Annotated in this window: 17 protein-coding genes; 15 read left to right on the plus strand and 2 right to left on the minus strand. The window is 72.7% G+C overall.

Annotation, left to right across the window (positions count from 1 at the left end; all coding sequences use genetic code 11):
• The first annotated feature begins 82 nt into the window (after positions 1-82).
• From Pen02_RS16845 to Pen02_RS16890, 10 genes are all read left to right on the plus strand, one after another.
• A complete protein-coding gene (locus Pen02_RS16845) occupies positions 83-2,119 on the plus strand; it encodes a metallopeptidase domain-containing protein (protein WP_203866998.1) in 2,037 nt (678 codons plus the stop codon).
• 77 nt (positions 2,120-2,196) lie between these two features.
• Positions 2,197-3,396, plus strand: coding sequence for an NAD(P)/FAD-dependent oxidoreductase (locus Pen02_RS16850; RefSeq protein ID WP_203866999.1), 1,200 nt, complete (start codon positions 2,197-2,199; stop codon positions 3,394-3,396).
• Positions 3,383-3,730, plus strand: a complete 348-nt coding sequence (locus Pen02_RS16855; protein ID WP_239140862.1) for a (2Fe-2S)-binding protein — start codon at positions 3,383-3,385, stop codon at positions 3,728-3,730. The genes Pen02_RS16850 and Pen02_RS16855 overlap by 14 nt, the downstream gene beginning before the upstream one ends.
• Positions 3,727-5,223: an FAD/NAD(P)-dependent oxidoreductase gene (locus tag Pen02_RS16860; protein ID WP_203867000.1), complete on the plus strand. Its 1,497-nt coding sequence runs from the start codon at positions 3,727-3,729 to the stop codon at positions 5,221-5,223. The genes Pen02_RS16855 and Pen02_RS16860 overlap by 4 nt, the downstream gene beginning before the upstream one ends.
• Positions 5,220-6,116: a dihydrodipicolinate synthase family protein gene (locus Pen02_RS16865; RefSeq protein ID WP_203867001.1), complete on the plus strand. Its 897-nt coding sequence runs from the start codon at positions 5,220-5,222 to the stop codon at positions 6,114-6,116. The genes Pen02_RS16860 and Pen02_RS16865 overlap by 4 nt, the downstream gene beginning before the upstream one ends.
• Positions 6,109-7,113, plus strand: coding sequence for a proline racemase family protein (locus Pen02_RS16870; protein WP_203867002.1), 1,005 nt, complete (start codon positions 6,109-6,111; stop codon positions 7,111-7,113). The genes Pen02_RS16865 and Pen02_RS16870 overlap by 8 nt, the downstream gene beginning before the upstream one ends.
• A gap of 294 nt (positions 7,114-7,407) precedes the next feature.
• Complete coding sequence (locus Pen02_RS16875) at positions 7,408-9,450, plus strand: M6 family metalloprotease domain-containing protein (protein WP_203867003.1); 2,043 nt, start codon at positions 7,408-7,410, stop codon at positions 9,448-9,450.
• An 80-nt stretch (positions 9,451-9,530) separates the two neighbouring features.
• The gene (locus tag Pen02_RS16880; RefSeq protein ID WP_203867004.1) at positions 9,531-9,971 is read left to right on the plus strand and encodes a hypothetical protein; all 441 of its coding nucleotides are present in this window, start codon (positions 9,531-9,533) and stop codon (positions 9,969-9,971) included.
• Between the two features lie 94 nt (positions 9,972-10,065).
• Entirely contained in the window at positions 10,066-10,671 is a 606-nt protein-coding gene (locus tag Pen02_RS16885) for a TlpA family protein disulfide reductase (protein WP_203867005.1), read from the plus strand.
• Between the two features lie 26 nt (positions 10,672-10,697).
• Entirely contained in the window at positions 10,698-12,215 is a 1,518-nt protein-coding gene (locus Pen02_RS16890) for an aldehyde dehydrogenase (NADP(+)) (RefSeq protein ID WP_239140864.1), read from the plus strand.
• A gap of 208 nt (positions 12,216-12,423) precedes the next feature.
• Here the strand turns inward: Pen02_RS16890 and Pen02_RS16895 are convergent, their stop codons facing one another.
• Positions 12,424-14,232 (minus strand): S8 family serine peptidase, encoded by a 1,809-nt coding sequence (locus Pen02_RS16895; RefSeq protein ID WP_203867006.1) that lies wholly within the window; start codon positions 14,230-14,232, stop codon positions 12,424-12,426.
• 226 nt (positions 14,233-14,458) lie between these two features.
• A complete protein-coding gene (locus tag Pen02_RS16900; RefSeq protein ID WP_203867007.1) occupies positions 14,459-15,490 on the minus strand; it encodes a LacI family DNA-binding transcriptional regulator in 1,032 nt (343 codons plus the stop codon).
• A 162-nt stretch (positions 15,491-15,652) separates the two neighbouring features.
• Between Pen02_RS16900 and Pen02_RS16905 the strand changes: the two genes are divergently transcribed.
• Genes Pen02_RS16905 through Pen02_RS16925 form a run of 5 tightly spaced genes read left to right on the plus strand, consistent with a single transcriptional unit; the run spans position 15,653 to position 20,829 of the window.
• Positions 15,653-16,978 carry an ABC transporter substrate-binding protein gene (locus Pen02_RS16905; protein ID WP_203867008.1) on the plus strand — a complete coding sequence of 442 codons (1,326 nt, stop codon included), beginning with the start codon at positions 15,653-15,655 and terminating at the stop codon, positions 16,976-16,978.
• Entirely contained in the window at positions 16,978-17,874 is an 897-nt protein-coding gene (locus Pen02_RS16910) for a carbohydrate ABC transporter permease (protein WP_203867009.1), read from the plus strand. The genes Pen02_RS16905 and Pen02_RS16910 overlap by 1 nt, the downstream gene beginning before the upstream one ends.
• Positions 17,871-18,761, plus strand: a complete 891-nt coding sequence (locus Pen02_RS16915; protein ID WP_203867010.1) for a carbohydrate ABC transporter permease — start codon at positions 17,871-17,873, stop codon at positions 18,759-18,761. Before Pen02_RS16910 ends, Pen02_RS16915 begins: the two co-directional genes overlap by 4 nt.
• Positions 18,758-19,984 carry a Gfo/Idh/MocA family protein gene (locus Pen02_RS16920; RefSeq protein ID WP_239140866.1) on the plus strand — a complete coding sequence of 409 codons (1,227 nt, stop codon included), beginning with the start codon at positions 18,758-18,760 and terminating at the stop codon, positions 19,982-19,984. Before Pen02_RS16915 ends, Pen02_RS16920 begins: the two co-directional genes overlap by 4 nt.
• Positions 19,981-20,829 carry a sugar phosphate isomerase/epimerase family protein gene (locus Pen02_RS16925; RefSeq protein ID WP_203867011.1) on the plus strand — a complete coding sequence of 283 codons (849 nt, stop codon included), beginning with the start codon at positions 19,981-19,983 and terminating at the stop codon, positions 20,827-20,829. Before Pen02_RS16920 ends, Pen02_RS16925 begins: the two co-directional genes overlap by 4 nt.
• Positions 20,830-20,983 lie beyond the last annotated feature (154 nt).

Here is a 20,983-nt window from a genome sequence, read left to right on the forward strand (position 1 = left end):
ACCCCGAGCGGTCGAGCACCGCAGCACCGCAGCACCGCAGCACCGCAGCACCGACCCGAGTTTCCGACCCGAAGGAGATGCGTTGCGCCGCGCTAACCGCACACACCAGCTCCGCAGGGCGTTCACCGCGGCCGTCGCGGTCGTCGCCGCGACCGCCCTGCTCAGCGGACCCGGGATCGGACCGGCGCAGGCCGGACCGGGCACCCGGGCCGCGGCACTGGACCCGGTCGACCCGCAGACCTGGCAGGACCAGGAGACGATGACCTGGGACGACTACCGGGCGGTACCCGGCGCGAACTGGGCCGACCCGACCCGGCAGCCGAGCCAGCGCAAGCTCCGGATCGCCCTGGTCGCCGCCGACTATCCCGACCAGCCGTTCGTGATCACCCAGAACCGTGGCTCCGACCTGTTCCGCAACCCGCAGGTCGCGCCGGTCGCCCGGGCCGACGTGTCCCGGTTCTACGCCGACTTCTGGGGCAGGCCGAGCACGCTCAACCACGGGCACACCGTGCACGAGTACTGGATGGAGCAGACCAACGGGCGGATCGGGGCCGAGTTCACCCCGTTCGGGCCGTACCGGCTGCCGCGCAAGCAGTTCGAGTACGGGCTCAACGACATCGGGCAGAACGGTGGCGGCTGCCCGGCCGGCTCCACCTGCAACGGCAACCTGGACGCGGACGTGGACACGCTCTGGCGGGCCGCCGAGGGCTCCGACGTGCGCAACCGGTTCGACCTGGTGCTGCGGGTCTACGCCGGTTACGACGAGACGTCGGTCTGGCAGGAGTTCGGCGAGATGATGTTCCAGACCAAGGAGGACGTACCGGACGCCTGGGGGCCGCCGGACCCGAACCTGCCGAACTGGGTACGGTCCCGCTACGTCGACTGGACCTCCTGGAAGGCCGGCTCCCAGCTCTGGGGCTCGTCCAGCATGCGGCAGGGCGAAAGCTCCGGCACCATCACGCACGAGATCGCGCACACCTTCGGGATCGCCGACAACAACAACAATCCGTACGTGTCGCCGTACCGGCGGGTGGGTTCGGGCACCTGGGACGTGATGGACCGGGGCTCGTTCAACGGGCCGGGTGGCCCGCACAACCGCTGGGTGGTACCGGCCGCCCAGGGCGCGGCGATGCCGGCCGGGCAGACCCTGCGCAGCAAGCTGAAGCTCGGGCACATCGCCGAGGCGCAGGTGCTCCGGCTCTCCCGGGAGGCGCTGCGGACCTCCGGCGTCGCGGTGGTGACCGTGAAGGCGCGTACGGCGGTGCCGGCGGCCCGGGACATCCAGGGTGTCCGGATCGGCATGGACCGGGACCTCACCCCGGCCTGTGACATCAACACCAACCCGCTCTGTCCGGGCAGCCCGGTCTACAACTGGTACAGCCTGGAGACCGTGCAGCGGATCGGCGCGGACTCGTTCACCCCGGACAACGGGGTGCTGCTGGCCAAGAACAAGGACGCCGAGACGAACACCTGCGGCTACACCTGCTTCACCTGGGTCGTCGACGCCAACCCGCAGGACATCGACATGGTCGACTACTACCGGCCGGACGGCACCCCGGTGAAGCGGACGATCGCCGACTACCGGCAGCTCAACGACGCGCTGTTCCACGCCGGCACCCGCTCCGGCAGCGAGTACGAGTACGTCGACACCGCCAACCGGCTGCACTTCTACGTGATCGACCGGCGGGTCGGCGCCGACGGGGTGCTGTCGTACACCCTGGGGGTGCGGCACCTGGACGGGTCCGGAAACTCGGTACGCGGCGTCACGGCGGCCACCTCCGGCAGCCCCACCGGCAGCCCGACCAACGGGGGCGCGACCTGCACCTTCGCCGTCAACAACACCGGCCGGTACGTGGCCGGCGGCCAGGCCCACCCGGAGGACGCGTCGGCGTACCTGCGTGCGGACGTCTACCGGCTCTCCGCCACGGTCGCCGGGCAGGGCTGGACGGTCACCCTGCCCAACGCGCTGACCACGGCCGAGTTCGGCCGGACCGTGAACGTCAGGGCGGTGGCCACGGCCACCAGCGGTGCGACCCAGACCGGCCGGGTCACCCTGACCGCGAGGTCGGAGAGCGATCCGAGCCGGACGGCGACGGCCACCTGCCAGGTGGCCCGGTAGCGGAACGGACCGCTGGACCACCTCCACGCGCCGGCCGGTGCGCGGAGGTGGTCCAGCCGGCTGAAGGAGGGAAGGGCATGGCGGGCAGTTTCGACGTGGTGGTGGTCGGCGCCGGCATCGTCGGTGCGGCCTGCGCGTACGCCTGTGCCCGCCGGGGGTTGACGGTGGCGGTACTGGAGCGGGCCGGCCTGGTCGCCGGGGCCACCGGGTCCGGCGAGGGGAACCTGCTGGTGTCGGACAAACTGCCCGGCCCGGAGCTGGAGCTGGCGCTGTTCAGCAACGGACTCTGGCGGCGCTGGGCGACCGAACTCGGCGACCGGTACGGCGACATCGAGCTGGAGGCCAAGGGCGGCCTGGTGGTCACCGGCGTCGGCCCCGGCGCCGACGGCGCGGCCGGGCTGGCCGGGCTGCGGGCGACCGCCCGGGCACAGGCGGCGGCCGGCGTACTGGTCGAGTCGCTGGATCCGGCCGGCGTGCGTGAGCGCGAGCCGGCGATCACCCCGGAGCTGGCCGGCGGCCTCTTCTATCCGCAGGACATGCAGCTCATGCCGGCCAAGGCCACCGCCGCCCTACTGGCCGCCGCCCGGGCCGACGGCGCCGAGGTGCGGCTGCGGACCGAGGTCACCGGGCTGAGCCGGGACGCCGGCGGCCGGGTGGTCGGGGTGCGGACCGGTGCCGGCCCGGTCGCCGCCGGGCACGTGGTGAACGCGGCCGGCGCCTGGGCCGGCGCGCTCGCCGGACTGGCCGGCGCCGACACCCCGGTCGCGCCGCGCCGGGGCTTCATCCTGGTCACCGAGCCGGTACCGCCGCTGGTCCGGCACAAGGTCTACTCGGCCGACTACCTGGACAACGTGGCCAGCGGCGACGCCGGGTTGCAGAGTTCGACAGTCGTCGAGGGCACCCCGGCCGGCACCATCCTGATCGGTGCGACCCGGGAGCTGGTGGACTTCGACCACCGGTACAACGCCGAGGCGGTACGCCGGCTCGCCGAGGGCGCCGTACGGCTCTTCCCACCGCTGGCGGCGGTCCGGGCGATGCGCGTCTACCACGGTTTCCGGCCGTTCTCCCCGGACCACCTGCCGGTGATCGGCGCCGACTCGCGGGTACCGGGGCTGGTGCACGCGCACGGGCACGAGGGGGCCGGGATCGGGCTCGCACCGGCCACCGCGCACCTGGTGGCGCAGGTGGTGAGCGGTGAGCGGCCCGACCTGGCGCTGGGCCCGTTCGACCCGGCCCGGTTCCGTACCGAGGTGGAGGCCGCCCGTGCCGCCGCCTGAGCCCGGTACCGCCGACGGCTTCACCATCACCGTCGACGGTGCAGCGGTGCCCGTGCGGGCCGGGCAGACCCTGGCGGCGGCACTGTTGGCCGCCGGTCGACGGTCGACCCGGCGTACCCGGTTCGCCGGTTCGTCGCGCGGCGTCTTCTGCGGCATCGGGATCTGCTTCGACTGCCTGGTGGTCTGCAACGGCGAGCCGAACGTGCGGGCCTGCCTGCGCCCGGCCGCGGCCGGCGACACCGTCGAGACCGGTCAGCGGCCCGGGACGACCGCCGACTCCGGCCGTGGTGGGGCCGGGGTCGGCGGTCCGGACGCCGGCGAGGGAGTCCGATGAGCAGCGGTGCGCCGGACCGCCGGTCGGAGCACCGCCGAGGCGCGGCGCGGCTGGCCGTGGTCGGTGCCGGCCCGGCCGGACTCGCCGCCGCCGTAGCGGCGGCGGAGACCGGGGCCGAGGTCACCGTGGTCGACCTCGGCCAGCGGCCCGGCGGGCAGTACCTGCGCCAGCCCACCGTGGCCGGCGTCCGGCCGGACCCGCATCCCGGTCGGGCCGGCGACCTGCTGCGCCAGGCCGGCGGGCATCCCCGGATCACCTTCCGGTCCGGGCACCAGGTCTGGTCGGCCGAGCCGGCCGGCGACGACCCGAGCGAGACGTGGCCTTCGAGCCGTCGGCACTCGTCCAGCGGCGGGCCCGCCGGTGCGGTGACGCTGCGGCTGTTCGGTCCGGCCGGCCCGGACACCCTGACGGCGCCCGTCGTGGTGCTGGCCCCCGGCGGGTACGACCGCGTGGTGCCGTTTCCCGGCTGGGACCTGCCGGGAGTGGTCACCGCCGGGGGCGCCCAGGCGCTCGCCAAGGGCCAGGGCGTGCTGGTCGGCCGGCGGGTACTGGTGGCCGGCACCGGCCCGTTCCTGCTCGTCGTCGCGGCCGGACTGGCCTCGGCCGGCGCCCAGGTCGCCGGGGTGGTGGAGGCCGCACCGCTGCACCGCTGGTCCCGCCATCCGCTGGCGGTCGCAGGTCAGCCGGGCAAGCTCGCCGAGGCGGCCCGGCACTTCGCGGCGCTGCGCCGACACCGGATCCCGCTCTGGCGTGCCCAGGCGGTGACCGAGGTGGTCGAGGACGGCGCCGGACTGCGTGCCACGGTGCGCCGGGTCGACGCCGACTGGCGGCCCGGCGAGGTGACCCGGACCGTTCCGGTCGACGCCGTCTGCGTCGGGTACGGCTTCACCCCGTCGGTCGAGTTGGCCGTCGCGCTCGGCTGCGCCACCCGGATCGACCCGGCCGACGGCAGCCTGGTGGTCACCGTGGACGAGCTGGGTCGCAGCAGCGTACCGGGGGTGCTGGTGGCGGGCGAGGCGACCGGGGTCGGTGGGGCGGGGCTGGCCGTCGACGAGGGGCGGCTGGCCGGACTCGCCGCCGCGCACCGGCTGGGGCTGCTCGACGACGCCGGGCTGGGCCGGGCCGCCGCGCCGGTGTTGCGCCGGGCCGCCCGGCAACGCCGGTTCGCCGCCGCCATGCACCGGGTGCACCGGGTGCCGGACGGCTGGACGGAGTGGCTGCGCCCCGACACCGTGGTCTGCCGGTGCGAGGAGGTCACCGCCGGCCGGCTCCGCGCCGACGTGACCGGGTACGGCCTCGACGACATCCGGGCGCTGAAACTCGTCACCCGGGTCGGGATGGGGCTGTGCCAGGGCCGGGTCTGCGGCCGGGCCGCCGCCTGCCTGCTCGCCGCCGCGTCCGGCCGGGACCAGCCGCTCGAAGACTTCGCCAAGCGTCAGATCGTCATGCCGGTGCCGCTGGGTGCCGTCGCCGAGGAAGGACCACCCCAGTGAACTCTCGCAAACCATGGCAGGGTGTCGTCGTCGCCATCCCCACGCCGTTCCGCGACGACCTCTCCGTCGACTTCGACCGGCTCCAGGAGCACGTCCGGTGGCTGGCCGAGGAGGGCTGCCACGGGGTGACCCCGTGCGGTTCGCTGGGGGAGTACCAGAACCTCTCCGACACCGAGCGGGCCGACGTGGTGCGGGCCACCGCCGAGGCGGCCCCGGAGGGCTTCTCGGTGGTGCCGGGTGTCGGCGGGTACGGCAGCCGGCAGTCCCGGCACTGGGCCGAGCAGGCGCAGGCGGCCGGCGCGCACGCCGTACTGGCGCTGCCGCCGAACACCTACGCGGCCCGGGACATCGACGTGCTCGCGCACTACCGGGAGGTGGCCGCGGTCGGACTGCCGGTGGTGGCGTACAACAACCCGTTCGACACCAAGGTGGACCTCACCCCGGAACTGCTGGCCACGGTCGCCGAGACCGACGGGGTGGTGGCGGTGAAGGAGTTCAGCGGGGACGTACGCCGACTGCACCGCATCCGCGACCTCGCCCCGCACCTGGACGTGCTGGCCGGCGCCGACGACGTACTCCTGGAACTGGTGGTCTGCGGGGCGACCGGCTGGATCGCCGGCTTCCCGAACGCGCTGCCCAAGCTCTCGGTACGCCTCTACGAGCTGTGCCGGGCCGGCGACCTGGCGGCGGCGCTGCCGCTCTACACCGAACTGCACCCGATCTTCGGCTGGGACTCGAAGCCGGAGTTCGTCCAGGCCATCAAGCTCGGCATGGAACTCGCCGGCCGGTACGGCGGTCCGTGCCGGCCGCCCCGGGGTGCCCTCGCCGAGCCGGTCCGGATCCAGGTGACCAAGGACATGGAGCGGGCGTTGAAGGCCGACGCCGATGCGTAGCCGGCTCGTCCTTTCCGCCGTCGACTCGCACACCGAGGGAATGCCGACCCGGGTGATCACCGGCGGCGTCGGCGTGCTGCCCGGCGACACGATGCTGGACCGCAAGCGGCTCTTCGAGCGGGACCGGGACGGGCTGCGCCGGCTGCTGATGTTCGAGCCGCGCGGCCACTCGGCGATGTCCGGGGCGATCCTCCAGCCGCCCACCCGACCGGACGCCGACGTCGGGGTGCTGTTCATCGAGGTCTCCGGCTGCCTGCCGATGTGCGGGCACGGCACCATCGGGGTGGCGACGGTGCTGGTCGAGACCGGGATGGTGCCGGTGGTGGAGCCGGTCACCACCATCCGGCTGGACACCCCGGCCGGGCTGGTCAGCGTCGACGTGGCGGTCCGGGACGGCCGGGCCACCGGGGTGACGCTACGCAACGTGCCGTCGTTCCTGCTCGCCGCCGACCGGAAAGTCGAGGTGGGCGGGGAGATCGGCACCATCCGCTACGACATGGCGTTCGGCGGCAACTTCTACGCCATCGTGGACGCCACCGACCTCGGGTTGCCGGTCGAGCCGGCGGCGGTGCCGGAGCTGATCCGGCGCGGGCTGCGGGTGATGGACGCGATCAACGAGCAGGCGCCGCCCCGGCACCCGACGATCCCGGCGATCGACGACTGCCGGCACGTGCAGGTGGTGCAGGACGGCACCGACGGCGCCGACGCCCGCAACGCCGTGGTGATCCACCCCGGCTGGGTGGACCGTTCGCCGTGCGGCACCGGCACGTCGGCCCGGATGGCCCAGCGGTACGCCCGGGGCCTGCTCGACCTGGACACGCCGTTCGTGAACGAGTCGGTGATCGGGACCAGGTTCACCGGTCGGCTGGTCGAGACCACTGTGGTCGGCGACCTGCCGGCGGTGGTACCGACGGTGACCGGCCGGGCCTGGATCACCGGCACCGCCCAGTACCTGCTCGACCCCGAGGACCCGTTTCCCGAGGGCTTCCAGATCTGAATCTTCGCGGTCCGGGCCGTTGGCTTCGGGTGGCTCGTCCGGTCCGGGGCGTCCGATCTGGTCGGTCCGGGGCGGAGGGCTTCGGCAGGTGTCGGAACCGGTCGGGGTACCGGCCGACATCTGTAGGGTGACGCCGCGGGTCGTGCCGCATAGATTCGCGTCGGCGTGATCATGGATGATCATGCCGAGGTGTCGGGACAGGCTTCCCTGCTGGCCCACCGACCGGACGGAGCCGGCCCGCGCACCGCTGTGGAAGCGCCGCCGGCGTTCCCGAACCGAACGAGAGGTGACTGGATGCACCTACTGTCCAATAGACGCGTGGCCTGGCGCTCGGCGCTGGCCGCGACCCTCGCGGCGGCGCTGGTCGCCGGCGTCGCCACGACCCCGGCCGCCGCCGCACCCGGCAACCCGGCCGGCGGTACCGGCCCGTTCGACGTACTCGACCCGCAGTCCTGGGTGAACCCGGACGGGATGACCTGGGACGACTACGTCACGCCGCCGAACACGAACTGGGCCGACCCGACCGTCTCCGGATCGGTCCGCAACTTCAAGATCGCTCTGGTCACCCTCGACTACCCGGACCAGCCGTTCGTGGTCACCCAGCGGGCCCGTTCGACGGTCTTCGGCAACCCCCAGTCGACGGCGGCGAACATCCCGCGTGACCAGGTCTCGACCTTCTACACCGACTTCCTCAACAGGCCGAACGACCTGAACAAGGGTCACACCCTGCACGAGTACTGGATGCAGGACTCGAACGGCCGGTACGGGGTGGACCTGACCGGCTTCGGCCCGTACGAGATGCCGGCCAAGTCCTACCAGTACGGCATCGACAACGGCTTCAACCCGGGCGCCTGCCCGAGCGGCGAGCAGTGCGCCAAGAACATCCGTACCGACGGGCTGGGCGCCTGGCGGGCGGCGGTCGGCGAGGAGGTGGCCAACTCGTTCGAGCTGGTCTTCATCCTCTCCGCCGGGCAGGACGAGTCGTCCACCTGGCAGGAGTTCGGCCAGATGATGTTCCAGACCAAGGAGGACGTGCCGGACGCGTGGGGTCCGCCGGACCCGAACCTGCCGAACTACGCGAGTACCCGGTACGTCCCGTGGACCTCCTGGAAGGCGGCGTCGACCATCTGGCCGAACGCCGGAGGCGGCTCCTCGACCCAGGCCGAGAGTTCCGGCATGGGCGTGTACGCGCACGAGCTGAGCCACCTGCTCAGCATCGGCGACAACTACAACAACCCGTACGGCACCCCGTTGCGGCGGGCGTACACCGGCATCTGGAGCATGATGTCGCGTGGCTCGTTCAACGGGCCCGGCGGTCCGCACACCCGGTGGCAGATCCCGCCGGTCAACGGCGGCTCGATGGGTTCGCTGCACACCGTGCGGGACAAGATGAAGATCGGTCTGCTCGGTGAGGAGCACCTGCTCCGGCTGAGCCGGGAGGCGCTGGCCACCTCCGGCATGGTGGTGGCGACGGTGACCGCCCGGGCGGTGGACGCCGGTCCGAAGGGGCTCACCGGGATCAACATCGCGATGAACCGGGACCGGTCGCCGGCCTGCGACACCAGCACCGACCCGCTCTGCGACGGCGGCAGCTACAACAACTACACCGTCGAGGTCGTGGACCGGATGGGTGCGGACTCGTTCACCCCGGACAGCGGCGTGCTGGTGTCCAAGACGAAGAACGCCGACAGCGCTCCCTTCGTCTGGGTGGTCGACGCCAACCCGCAGGACATCGACATGATCGACTTCTACCAGCCGAACGGCACCCCGCAGAAGATCACCATGGGGGACTACCGGCAGCTCTCCGACGCGCTGTTCCACGCCGGCACCCGGTCGGGCAGCGAGTACGAGTACGTGGACGAGGCCAACCGGCTGCACTTCTACGTACTCGACCTGAAGCGCAACGCCGACGGTGAGCTGTCGTACACGGTGGCGGTGCGCTCGCTCGACGGCGCCGGCCAGAGCAGCCGAGGCGTTGCCCTGTCCAACGGCGAGGTGAGCACCGCGACCCGGCCCACCAACCGGGGCGTGACCTGCTCGTTCACCCTGACCAACACGGGCGCGTACGCGGCCGGCGGTCAGGCGCACCCGGAGAACGCGACGGCCTACCTCAAGTCCGACGTGTACCGGCTCTCCGCCGAGGTGAACGGCAGCGGCTGGCGGGTGGAGGTGCCGAACGCGCTGGCCACGGCCGGGTTCGGCAAGTCCACCACGGTACGGGTCTCGGTCGGGGCCACCCCGTCCGCGACCCAGACGGGCGTCGTCAAGCTCACCGCGAAGTCGGAGAGCGACCCGACGAAGACCGTGACCAAGCAGTGCCGCGTCCAGAAGTCCTGACGCGCTCGGCGGGACGCCCGGGAGGTGGCGCGCACGGCGCCGCCTCCCGGGCACCTCGCTCCGACCACCCCGGAGGGAAGATGCGGCAGGTCCGCCACGGCCGCCTGATCGCGGTACTGCCGCTGCTGCTGCTCGGGCCGCTGGCCGGCTGCGGCGGCGACGAGGAGCCGCGCGCCGCGATGACCGTCCGGGTGCTGGTGCGGGACATCAACATCCGGCCCGAGGGCGTCGAGTGCGCCGGCACCGGGCCGTACACCTACTTCCACAACAAGGCCGGGTACCGGGTGGTGGACGGCGACGGCGAGACGCTTGCCGAGGGAGAACTGCCGCCCGGCAAGTCGGTCCGCACCTTCGAGGAGGACCTGGAAGTGCCGCGCATCCCGACCTTCTGCGAGTTCGCCGTACCGGTCTCGGTGGCCGACCGGAAGGCGTACCGGCTGATCGTGGACGACCGCCGGCCGATCCCGCTGACCAGGGACGACAGCGAAGGACCCGCGCTGGTCGCGGTGGTGCCGTCGTGACCGCCGCATCCTCGGCCGACGGGTCGACGCCCGGGCGGACGTACCGGCCGGCTCCGGTGTGGCCTGGCGCCGACGCATGCGCCGAGGAGGCGTGATGGGCCGACGACCGCTCGCCGTACTGGCCGCCGGGATCGCCGTGGCGGTCGCGCTGGGTACCGCCGGCTGCACCGGCGACGGCGGGGACGGCGGGGACGCGCGACCGGCGGCCCCGGTGGCCGGTGGTGCGGAGGTACTGCCCGGACCGGTGCCGAGCGGCCTCGCCCTGCGACCCGCGCCGACCGACTCGCCGGCCGCGCCGAAGGTCACCGGTACGCTCACCGACGGCAGTTCGCTCGCCGTGGCGGAGCTGTGGGGCGACCGGCCGGTGGTGCTGACCTTCTTCACCTCCTGGTGCAACACCTGCGCCGAGCGGCAGGACGGTTTCAGCGAGCTGTCCCGGAGCTACCGTGACAGGGTGGTCTTCGTCGGGGTGGCCGGCGAGGACGAGCCGGACGGCCTACAGGAGTACCTGCGCCAGCACCGGGTGGAATATCCGGTACTGGTCGACGCCGGCCAGCAGATCGCGCGGTCGTACGCGGTCCGCGAGCCACCGGCGGTGATCCTGGTCGCCAAGGGCGGCTCGCTGCTGCGCGGCTGGCCCGGCGGAGTGGACGCCGCCACCCTCGACGACGCGCTGCGGAAACTGGTAATCGCCCCGTGACCCCGATCGCACCCGTGGAGACTGGCATGGACGTCGACCAGCCGATGAACCCCTACACCGGTGAGCCGGTCGGTGATCCGGTGCCGCACACCGGCACCGACGGGTTGGACGCGGTCTGCCGGGTGGTGGCCGCCGCCGCCCCGGCGTACGCGGCACTGCCGTTGGGCACCCGGGCCGACCTGCTGCGCCGGATCGGCGCCGCGCTTGAGGGTTCCCGGGCGGAGATCGTCGCGCTCGGCGACGCCGAGACCGGACTCGGGGTACCCCGGCTGAACACCGAGCTGACCCGGACCCGGGTGCAGTTGGAGATGTTCGCGGACGCCGTACTCGAAGGATCGTTCCTGGAGGCGGTGATCGACCTGCCCGATCCGGACGCGTTGCCGGCACCCCGGCCGGACCTGCGCCGGATGCTGGTCCCGGTCGGTCCGGTGGCGGTCTACGCCGCGTCGAACTTTCCGCTCGCCTTCTCGGTGCCCGGCGGCGACACGGCGAGCGCGCTGGCCGCCGGCTGCCCGGTGGTGGTGAAGGCGCACCCCGGTCATCCGGGACTCTCCGACCTGTGCGGTGCGCTGGTCACCAACGCGCTCGCCGAGGGCGGCGCACCGGTCGGCACGTTCGCGGTGGTCCGGGGCATGGCGGCCGGTCGGGCCCTGATCACCCATCCGGCCATCGCGGCCGGGGCGTTCACCGGCTCCGCCGCCGGTGGCGCGGCCCTGGCCGAACTGGCCGCGGGCCGCCCCGACCCGATCCCGTTCTACGGCGAACTCGGCTCTCTGAACCCGACAGTGGTCACCCCGGCGGCGCTCGCCGCCCGGGGCAACGCGATCGCCGAGGCGTTCGTCGGCTCGGTCACCCTCGGCTCCGGCCAGTTCTGCACCAAGCCCGGCCTGCTCTTCGTGCCCGCCGGACACCACCTGGACGGGGTACTCGGCAAGGCGGTCGGCGCCGCCTCCTTCGGCCCGCTGCTGAACGCCCGGATCCGGGACGCCTACCAGGAGGGTGCGGCCACCCTGGCGGCGGTGCCCGGGGTACGGACCGTCGTCCCGCCCGCCCCGGTCGACCAGCCCGGCTACCGGGCCGGCGCCCAGTTGCTGGCGGTCTCGGCCGGTGACCTCGTCCGGCACGCCGACCAGTTGCTGGAGGAGTGCTTCGGCCCGGCCGCCCTGCTGGTCGAGTACGCCGACCAGGCGGAACTGCTGGCGGCGCTGGCCGTCGTACCCGGAGCGTTGACCGCCACCGTGCACGGCGAGGGGGCCGACGACCCGGTGGCGGCCCGGGTGGTCGACCTCGTCGCCCGGCGGGCCGGCCGGGTGATCTGGAACGGCTGGCCGACCGGGGTGGCGGTGACCTGGGCGATGCAGCACGGCGGGCCGTGGCCGGCGACCACCGGTTCGCTGCACACCTCGGTCGGGGTCACCGCGCTGCGCCGGTTCCTGCGCCCGGTCGCCTACCAGGGACTTCCCGACGAACTACTGCCGGCGGCGCTGCGCGCGGCCAACCCCCTCGGCATCCCCCGCCGGGTCAACGGCGAGCTGCGGGCCTGACCGGCCGCCGCACACCGTGCCCCGCCGACGGCGGGCTGTGGGTCCGACCGGACCGGCAGCTCGCCGTCCCCGACGGAACCCGGCTGCCGGGTCTCCCGTTCGACCCGGCAGCCCGCCGGCACTGTCACCTACCGCGCGTCGTCACTGTCACCTACCGCGTCGTCACTTCGACCTACCCCGCGTCGGCACCGTCACCTACCGCGTGTCGTCACCGCGCGGCGGCGGGGGACTGGACGGCCCCGAGCGCCGCCCGGAGATTGGGCAGCGGTCCGATCCGCTGTGCGGTGTTGCCGCCCTGCGGGGTACCGGTGCTCTTCAACAGGTTGCTCACCGCCGTGGCGGTCAGCACCGGCCGGCCGGTCGCCTTCAGGTACGACTGGATCGCCACCACGGCGCCGGTGACGATCGGGCCGGCGCCGGAGGTACCGCCGAACGACCGGGTGTACCGGATGTTGCGGTTGGCGGCGCTGGTACCACCCTGGAGGTTGCCGTTGCTGCCGGTGGTGGTGATGTTGTTGCCCCAGCCCTGCACGTCCACCCGGGAGCCGTAGACCGAGAAGCTCAGCCGGGACCGGTCGGTACTGGCGCCGGCGCCGACCACGATCGCCCCGGAGTCGCGTACCGACCGGTTGAAGCGACCCTGGAACTCGGGGGCGTCGAGGTTCTCGCCGCCGTTGCCGCCGGTGGCGACCACCACCACGCCGAGCTGGGTGAGCAGCCGGGTCGCGTCGAAGACCGACTGCACCCACTCCGCCGGGACGTACCGGGTGCCGCCGTTCGGGCCCGTCGTCTGCTGCTCGATCAGCAGCGCGTCACCGGCGCCGAGGAACTGGGCGACGTGCGTCATCGCCGCCGCCGGCCGGTAGCTGGCCCCGCCGCTGCTGGTCCGCTGCATCGGCGAGATGCCGAACATGTCGGCGTCCGGTACGCCGCCGGTCACCCCGTAGCCGTTCGGCTGGGCGACCAGTTCGCCGAAGACCGCCGTGCCGTGTTCGTCGGCGAAGCTGGTGTTCCGGGGAAACTGGGTGCCGCCGAGGTCGCTGGTCCAGTCGAGCTGGAGGTCCTCGTGGAACGGGTTCCAGTCGTATTCGAGGTCGACGATGCGGATCCCGGCACCCCGGGCGCGCGGGTCCTGCCGGGCGAAGTCGGCGTCGACGCCCTGCGGTGCCGGCCGCTGGTAGCCCTGCATCGAGGTGAAGTCGGGGGTGGCCGGCGGTGGCGCCGCCTCGGGCGCCGGATAGGCGTACGCCACGTCGGGCAGGGCCCGGAGGTCGCGCAGCGCGGCCGACACGTCCGCCCCGGCGGGCAGGGTCAGGTGATACCAGGAGGCCATGTCGGGGACGGCCCGGCCGGCCCGGGCGGTCGCGGTCGCGGCGAGCCCGGAGAGCCGGGACAGCGTCTGCTCGGGCAGCAGCGGTTCGAGCCGTACGGCGCGGTGCCGGTCGAGGACGCTCCGGACCGGGCCCAGGTCCCGGCCACGGTCGCTGCGCAGCGCGCGGTCCGCGCCGCGTACCGCCGAGGTCTCGGCGAACTTCACTTCGAGTACGACGTCGGGCGTCACCGCGTCCGAGCCGCGTACCAGCCGGCCGTCGGGCAGTTGGCCGGAGACGGTCAGTCCGGTGGTGGCGGCGTCGAGGTGGCCGGCGGTGCGCAGCGCCTCCTTGTCGAAGTACAGCCGCAGGTCCGACCGGCCGTCGGAGTTCGCGTCGGTGACGGTGCTGAGTAGTCCGCCGCCGACCCATCGGGCGACCGGGGCACCGTTGCGGGCGTCGGCCATCGTGTTCCGGCCGAGCCGGACGGTGTCGGGGTCGATTCTGCTGGCGTCCACCGTGGCCGTGCTGAACAGTGTTACCGCCAATTGCCCCTGACCGGCGAGATTGGGGGCGTCGGGTGCGTCCAACGGAATGCCGACGGTGCTGGCGGGGAGTGTTCCGGCGGATGCCGGAGCGGTGCCGACCACGGAACCTGTGGTGACGAGGGCGCCCAGTGCGAGTAGGGCGGTTAACCGCCTGGACATGTCTGACCTCCAGAGTAGACCGACGGTGGGGCGGCAGTGAACCTTTTCCAACCTGAACCGCGGCGCTCAGGCGAAGCGTCCGACCCTGCGGCCCGTCGGACCGCGAGGGGAGGTTGAGAAAGGTTCAGTGGAAAGCTACTGATCCCAGTGAAACCGGTCTATCTGCATGTGTCGTGAAAACGACGATCCGGCGTCGAACTCCTGTTGTACGTACCCGCTTCCGACCTCAGGCGGTCCCGGCCGGTGCCGGTCCGGTCGACTCGCGGACCGTGAGGTGGGTGGGCAGCACCACGCAGCGGCGGGGCGGATGCGGCGTGCTCCGCTCGGCTAGCCCGGAGAGCAGCATCGCCACCGCGACCCGGCCGGCCTGGTCGATCGGGGCGGTGAGGGTGGTCAGCGGCGGATTGCAGAAGTCGGCGCCGAAGATGTCGTCGCAGCCGACGACGCTGAGGTCCTCGGGCACCCGGACGCCCCGGTCCCGCAGTCGGGTGAGCATGCCGATGGCGAGCAGGTCGTTGAAGGCGATGCAGGCGGTCGCCCCGGTGTTGACCACCGCGTCGGCGGCGGCGGTTCCGGAGGGCCGCTCCGGCGGGAAGGGCCCGACCCGGCGTACCTGGAGGCCGTGGCTTGCCGCCGTGGCCCGCATCCGGTGCCACCGGGCCTCGTTGGGCCAGGACCGCTCCGGGCCGGAGACGTAGACGATGTCGCGGTGGCCGAGCGAGATCAGGTGCTCGACGGCCTGACCGATCCCGGCCGGGGTGTCGATCACCACGCTCGGTACGCCACGCGCGTCCCGGTTGATGGTGACCAGCGGGATCTCGGCGGCGAGGCCGACCAGTTCCCGCTCGGAGAGCCGGGACGCGGCCAGGATGGCGCCGTCGAGGGACTGCCGCATCCGGTGCAGCATCTGGGTTTCGAGTTCGCCGGAGTCCTCGACGTCGATGAGCAGGTGGGCGTAGCCGGCGGCCTTCAACTCCTGCTGGGTACCGCGGATGATGCCGAAGTAGAACGGGTTGGTGACGCCGGAGACGAGTACGGCGATCGTCCTGGTCCGGCCGGAGGTCAGCGCCCGGGCCTGCGAGTTCGGTACGTAGTTGAGCTCCCGGGCGGCGGCCTCGATCCGCTCCCGGGTGGCCTGGTTGACCCGGGCCGGCCGGGTGAGCGCCCGGGAGACGGTGGACGGTGCCACTCCGGTGAGTGCGGCGATGTCGGTGATGGTGACCGGGCGGGGGCGGTCGGGTTGCCGAGGGCTGTCCACGAGGCACAGAGAAGCACAGGTGGCAAAAGTTGGCAAACGATTGCCACCAGATTGCCAGACTGTTACGGTCCCCCTTAGTCCGCGATCAATGTGATGCCTGAATGCCAACCGTTCGCCCCACCCGGCATTCGCTATCTGCATTTCCTCCCGAGGAGCAGGCACATGACAGCGAAACGAGTCGTCAGCGCGCTGTCCGGCGCGATTCTCCTTGCCTCGACGCTGGCCGGCTGTGGTTCCGACAGCGGTTCGACCGGTGGGGGAGAGACCCTCAACGTCCTCATCGGAGCCAACACGATCTACCCCGAAGAGCAGCGGAAATGGTTCGACGACATCTCCGCCCGGTTCGAGCGGGAGTCCGGAGCCACGGTGCGCTTCGAGACATTCGCCACGCCCAATGACGAACTGACGAAGATACAGACGTCGGTGCTCTCGGGTCAGGGTCCGGACATCTACGCCATCGGCACCACCTTCACCCCGACCGTCTACGCCACCGGCGCGTTCCTCGAACTGACCCCGGACGACTGGACCAAGCTCGGCGGCCGGGACAGGTTCCTGCCGGCGACGCTCGGCATCTCCGGCCCGGACCGGGAGCACGAGGTCGGGGTACCGTTCACCACCCGGCCGTTCGTGATGGCGTACAACCGGGAACTGCTGGCGGCGGCCGGGATCGACAAGCCGGCCGAGAGTTGGGACGGGCTGCGCGAGCAGGCGAAGCGGCTCACCACCGGCGGCCGGTACGGGATGGCGGTCGCCTACGCCGACAGCTTCGACCCGTGGAAGTTCGTCTGGGCGATGAGCCTCCAGGCGGGCAACCCGCTGGTCAGCGACGGCAAGGCCCGACTCGACGAGCCGACGGTGCGGGACGCGTACCGGACGTACCTGGGCTGGCTGGCGACCGACAGGGTGGTCGACCCGGCCGCCGTCGGCTGGAAGAACGCCCAGGCGATCGCGGCCTTCGGCGCCGGCCGGGCGGCGTACCTGCCGATGGTCTCGGCGACCTCGAAGGTCACCCTCGACGCCTCCGCCGTCGCCGGCAAGTACGGCTACGCCGTCATGCCGACCGTCCCGCCCGGCGCCACCGCCCGACCCGCCGGCGGCCAGGACGCCACCAGCATCCTCTCCGGGGACAACCTGGTGGTGGCGAAGTACACCAAGCACCGCGACCTCGCCCTCGTGCTGGTCAAGCTGCTCACCAGCCCGGACCAGCAGCGGACCTACTACGAGACGTTCGGCGAGCTGCCCACCGACGCGAGCGCGGCCACCGCACTCCAGGCCGACCCGGCGCTGGCCGCGATGGTCGACTCGTCCGCGCGGTCGGTGGCGACGCCGTTCAGCGGGGCGTGGAGCCAGGTGCAGTTGGCGCTGGTCAACGTCGTGGTGCAGTCCGTGCCGGGGCTGTCGGCCGGCCGGGTCGACGAGTCCCGACTGTCGACACTGCTGGCGCAGGCGCAGTCGTCCGCCCAGGCGGCCCTCGACAAGGCGAAGTGATGCCCGGACGACACCGTCCGCTGTGGCTGCTCGCGCCCGGCGCGGTGCTCACCGTACTGGTGATCGTGGTGCCGCTGGCGGTGGCCCTGCACATCTCGCTGCTCGACCTCGACCAGTACTCGTTCCGGCAGTGGGTGCGGGCGCCCTTCGTCGGGCTGGCCAACTACACCGAGGCGGTACGCGCCTCCGGGGCGGTGCACGCGATCGTGCTCAGCACCTCGTACGCGGCCATCGTCACGGTGGTGACCCTGCCGATCGGGGTCGCCGCCGCGCTCGCCACCCAGGACCGGTTCCGGGGGCGGGGACTCGTCCGCTCGGTCTTCCTCGTCCCGTACGTGCTGCCGGCGTTCGTCGTCGGCACCGTCTGGCGGATCATCCTCCAACCCGACGGGGTGGCGAACGGGCTGCTGGCCCGGCTCGGCATCGACGGCGGGTTGTGGCTGAACGGCCGGCAGAGCTTCTGGGCGCTGGTCGTGGTGCAGATCTGGGCCAGTTGGCCACTGCTCTACCTGCTCGCCCTCGCCGGCCTACAGTCGGTCGACCCGGTGTTGCACGAGGCCGCCGCCCTGGACGGCGCCGGCTGGTGGGACAAGCTGCGCTACGTGATCTTCCCGCACCTGCGCGGACCGGTCGGCCTAGCCGTGATCATCGCCTTCCTGCACAACATCAACAACTTCACCCTGCCGTTCGTGCTCTTCGGGGTGCCGAGTCCCCGGGACGTGGAGGTGCTGCCGGTGCTGACCTACGTGGAGAGCTTCCAGAACTTCCGGTTCGGGCTGAGTGCGGCGATGGCGGTGCTGTCCCTGGTGCTGATCGCCATCCCGCTCGCCGGCTACCTGCGCGCGGTCCGGCTCGACGTGGGCCAGGACGGCGTGGACCAGGGCAGCCGGGCATGACCGGGTCGACGCGCCGACGCACCGGGAGTGGGACCGGCCCGGTCACCCGGCTGCTGCCGGGCCCGCTGCGGGTGCTCGTCATCGGCGTACTCCTGGTGGTGGTCCTCGCCCCGGTGCTCTACATGGTCTTCGCCTCGGTCAACTCCGACCTCTCCGTCGCCGAGGGCGCGTTCCTGCCCACCAGCCTCGATCTCGGCAACTACCTGCGGATCTGGTCGACAGTCGAGCTGGGCCGGGGACTGGCGAACAGCCTGCTGGTCGCCGGCACGGTGGCGGCCGGGTGCGCGTTCGTCGCGCTCGGCAGCGCGTACGTCCTGGTCCGGTACGCCTTCCGGGGCCGGCTGGCCATCCTGCGCGGGCTGCTCGCGCTACAGAGCATCCCGGGCACCCTGATGCTGCTGCCGGTCTTCGTGCTCTTCGCCAGTGCGGCGCAACTGCTCGGGATACCGGTCATCGGCACCCGGTGGGCGCTCTTCGTCACCTACCTGACCTTCGCGCTGCCGTTCTCCACCTGGGTCATGGTGACCTACCTGCGCGGCCTGCCACCCGAACTGGACGAGGCCGCCCGGGTCGACGGCGCGTCCGCCTGGCAGGTGCTGACCCGGGTGATCCTGCCGCTGAGCTGGCCCGGTCTCGTCGTCGCCGGCATCTTCGCCCTGCTGCTCGGCTGGAACGACGTGCTCTTCGCGTCGGTGCTGACCAACCCGGACAGCCGGACGGCGGCGGTGGCGTTGCAGGTGTTCGGGGCGACCCAGGAGGGCGGCGCCATCCCGGTGTACGGCCAGCTCATGGCCGCCGCGCTGGTCTGCGCCGCCCCGGTCGTCGTGCTCTACCTCGTCTTCCAGCGCTACCTGATCAGCGGACTCACGGCAGGAGGCGTCAAGTGACGAGCAGGCGTACCGGGAACGACCCGGAACCGACCCCGGGCGCCGCGCCGATCCCGGTCGCCATCGTCGGCGGCGGCGTCATCGGCCAGCACCACGCCACCGCCGTCCTCCGGCATCCCCGGCTCCGGCTCGGCTGCGTCGTCGACCCGGCCCCGCTGGCCGCCCGGGACCTCGCCGAACGGGTGGCGGCGCAGACCGGCGCCCCGCCACCGGCCCGGTACGAGACCCTGACCGACGCCCTCGCCAAGCAGGAGATCGGCCTGGTCGTCATCTGCACCCCCAGCGGTACGCACGCCGGCCTCACCGAGGAGGCGCTGCACGCGGGGCGGCACGTCGTCGTCGAGAAGCCGCTGGACGTCTCGCTGACCCGGGCCCGGGAACTCGCGCGGCTGGCCGCCGACGCCGAAGCCCGGGGCATCGTCTGCTCGGTGATCAGCCAACACCGCTTCGACCCGGCCAGCCTCGCGGTGCACCGGGCCGTGACGGCGGGCCGGCTCGGCCGGATCACCTCCGCCGTCGCCTCCGTCGCCTGGTGGCGCAGCCAGCGCTACTACGACTCCGCCGACTGGCGCGGCAGTTGGGCGCTGGACGGCGGCGGCGCGCTGATGAACCAGGCGGTGCACACCGTGGACCTGCTGCTCTGGCTGCTCGGTCGGCCGACCGAGGTGTTCGGGTACACGTCGCGGCTGGCGCACGAGCGGATCGAGGTGGAGGACGTGGCGGTCGCCACCGTCCGGTTCGCCTCCGGTGCGCTGGCGGTGCTGCACGCCAGCACGGGCGCCTATCCGGGGCTGTCGGCCCGGCTCCAGATCCACGGCACCCGGGGCTCGGCGATCCTCGACGACGACCAGTTGGAGTACCTGCACGCGGCCGGCGGGACCGGCGCGGACGACCCGACCGATCCGGCCAACCAGGCGGCCGAGGTGTTGCCGGCGGCGGAACTGCGCGGCGCGGCGAAGCCGCCGGACAGCTTCCTCCTCGGCCACCTGCGCCAGTACGCCGACATCGTGACCGCCATCGACGCCGGGCGCCCGCCGAGCATCCGGGTCGAGGACGGGTTCGCCGCGCTCGCCCTCGTCAGGGCGGTCTACCTGGCCGCCACCCTGGGCCGGCCGATCTCCGTCGACGAGGTCCGGCGGGGCGCCTTCGACGACGTGTCGGTGCTGACGGGACCGCCGGGCGGGCCGGTGGCGAAAGAGCAGGAGCGGGAGAGCCGGCGATGAGGTTTTCGGTCTTCACCGCCTCGACGCCGGAGTGGACGCCGGCCGAGGTGACGGCGATCCTGGCGTACCAGGGCTGGGACGGCGTCGAGTGGCGGATCACGGACCAGGAGGAGGCGCCCGACCCCGGCTTCTGGGCCGGCAACCGGGCGACCTGGCCGCTGACCGGACTGGAGGAGAGCCTGCCGGCGATCGCCCGGCTCACCCGGGAGGCGGGGCTGGACTTCTCCGGCATCGGCGGGTACGTCCCCTGTCACGACCGGCCCGGCGTCGAGCGGATGTTGGCCGCGACCGCGCGGCTCGGAGCAGGGCGGGTCCGGGTGACCATGCCCGCGCTGTCCCGGGGCGACTACCGCGAGCTGTTCGAGACCACCCGACGGGACCTGGAGTGGGTCGCCGGGCGGGCGGCCCGGCACGGCGTGACCGCGCTCGTCGAACTGCACCACCGCACCCTGGTCGCCTCGGCCTCCGCCGCGATCCGGCTGGTCGACGGGCTCGATCCGGCCGCCGTCGGCGTGATCCACGACGTCGGCAACCTGGTCGTCGAGGGCCGCGAGGACTATCTCGCCGGCTTCCAGATGCTCGGCCCCTACCTCGCGCACGTACACGTGAAGAACGCCGCCTGGCACCGTACCGGCTACACCCCGGACGGTTCGTCGATCTGGACCGAGGAGTGGGCGACGCTGCGCGACGGGCAGGCGGACGTCGAGGCGTACCTGCGGGCGCTGCACCGACACGGCTACGACGGCTGGGTGACCGTGGAGGACTTCTCCACCGTGCTGCCGCTGGAGGACCGGCTGCGGGACAACCTCGCCTACCTGCAAGCGATCCGACAGCGTCTCGGCTGACCACACCCGACCCGGCGGCGCGCTCCTATTAGGATCGACAGTCGGGTTCTTCCCCGGCCCCACGTCCTCGATGCGGGCCGTTTTCGCGTGTCGACGTCCCCGACGAATCCGATCGATCCTTCCAGGCACCGCCACAACGGCCCGATCGGGCATT

This window comes from Plantactinospora endophytica (assembly GCF_016862915.1).
Classification (GTDB): domain Bacteria; phylum Actinomycetota; class Actinomycetes; order Mycobacteriales; family Micromonosporaceae; genus Plantactinospora; species Plantactinospora endophytica.

Coding starts and splice junctions, on each gene's coding strand:
- Pen02_RS16880 (WP_203867004.1), top strand. CDS start 9,531: ATGCGGCAGGTCCGCCACGGCCGCCTGATCGCGGTACTGCCGCTGCTG.
- Pen02_RS16860 (WP_203867000.1), top strand. CDS start 3,727: ATGAGCAGCGGTGCGCCGGACCGCCGGTCGGAGCACCGCCGAGGCGCG.
- Pen02_RS16905 (WP_203867008.1), top strand. CDS start 15,653: ATGACAGCGAAACGAGTCGTCAGCGCGCTGTCCGGCGCGATTCTCCTT.
- Pen02_RS16885 (WP_203867005.1), top strand. CDS start 10,066: ATGGGCCGACGACCGCTCGCCGTACTGGCCGCCGGGATCGCCGTGGCG.
- Pen02_RS16910 (WP_203867009.1), top strand. CDS start 16,978: ATGCCCGGACGACACCGTCCGCTGTGGCTGCTCGCGCCCGGCGCGGTG.
- Pen02_RS16890 (WP_239140864.1), top strand. CDS start 10,698: ATGGACGTCGACCAGCCGATGAACCCCTACACCGGTGAGCCGGTCGGT.
- Pen02_RS16870 (WP_203867002.1), top strand. CDS start 6,109: ATGCGTAGCCGGCTCGTCCTTTCCGCCGTCGACTCGCACACCGAGGGA.
- Pen02_RS16915 (WP_203867010.1), top strand. CDS start 17,871: ATGACCGGGTCGACGCGCCGACGCACCGGGAGTGGGACCGGCCCGGTC.
- Pen02_RS16895 (WP_203867006.1), bottom strand. CDS start 14,232: ATGTCCAGGCGGTTAACCGCCCTACTCGCACTGGGCGCCCTCGTCACC.
- Pen02_RS16925 (WP_203867011.1), top strand. CDS start 19,981: ATGAGGTTTTCGGTCTTCACCGCCTCGACGCCGGAGTGGACGCCGGCC.
- Pen02_RS16850 (WP_203866999.1), top strand. CDS start 2,197: ATGGCGGGCAGTTTCGACGTGGTGGTGGTCGGCGCCGGCATCGTCGGT.
- Pen02_RS16875 (WP_203867003.1), top strand. CDS start 7,408: ATGCACCTACTGTCCAATAGACGCGTGGCCTGGCGCTCGGCGCTGGCC.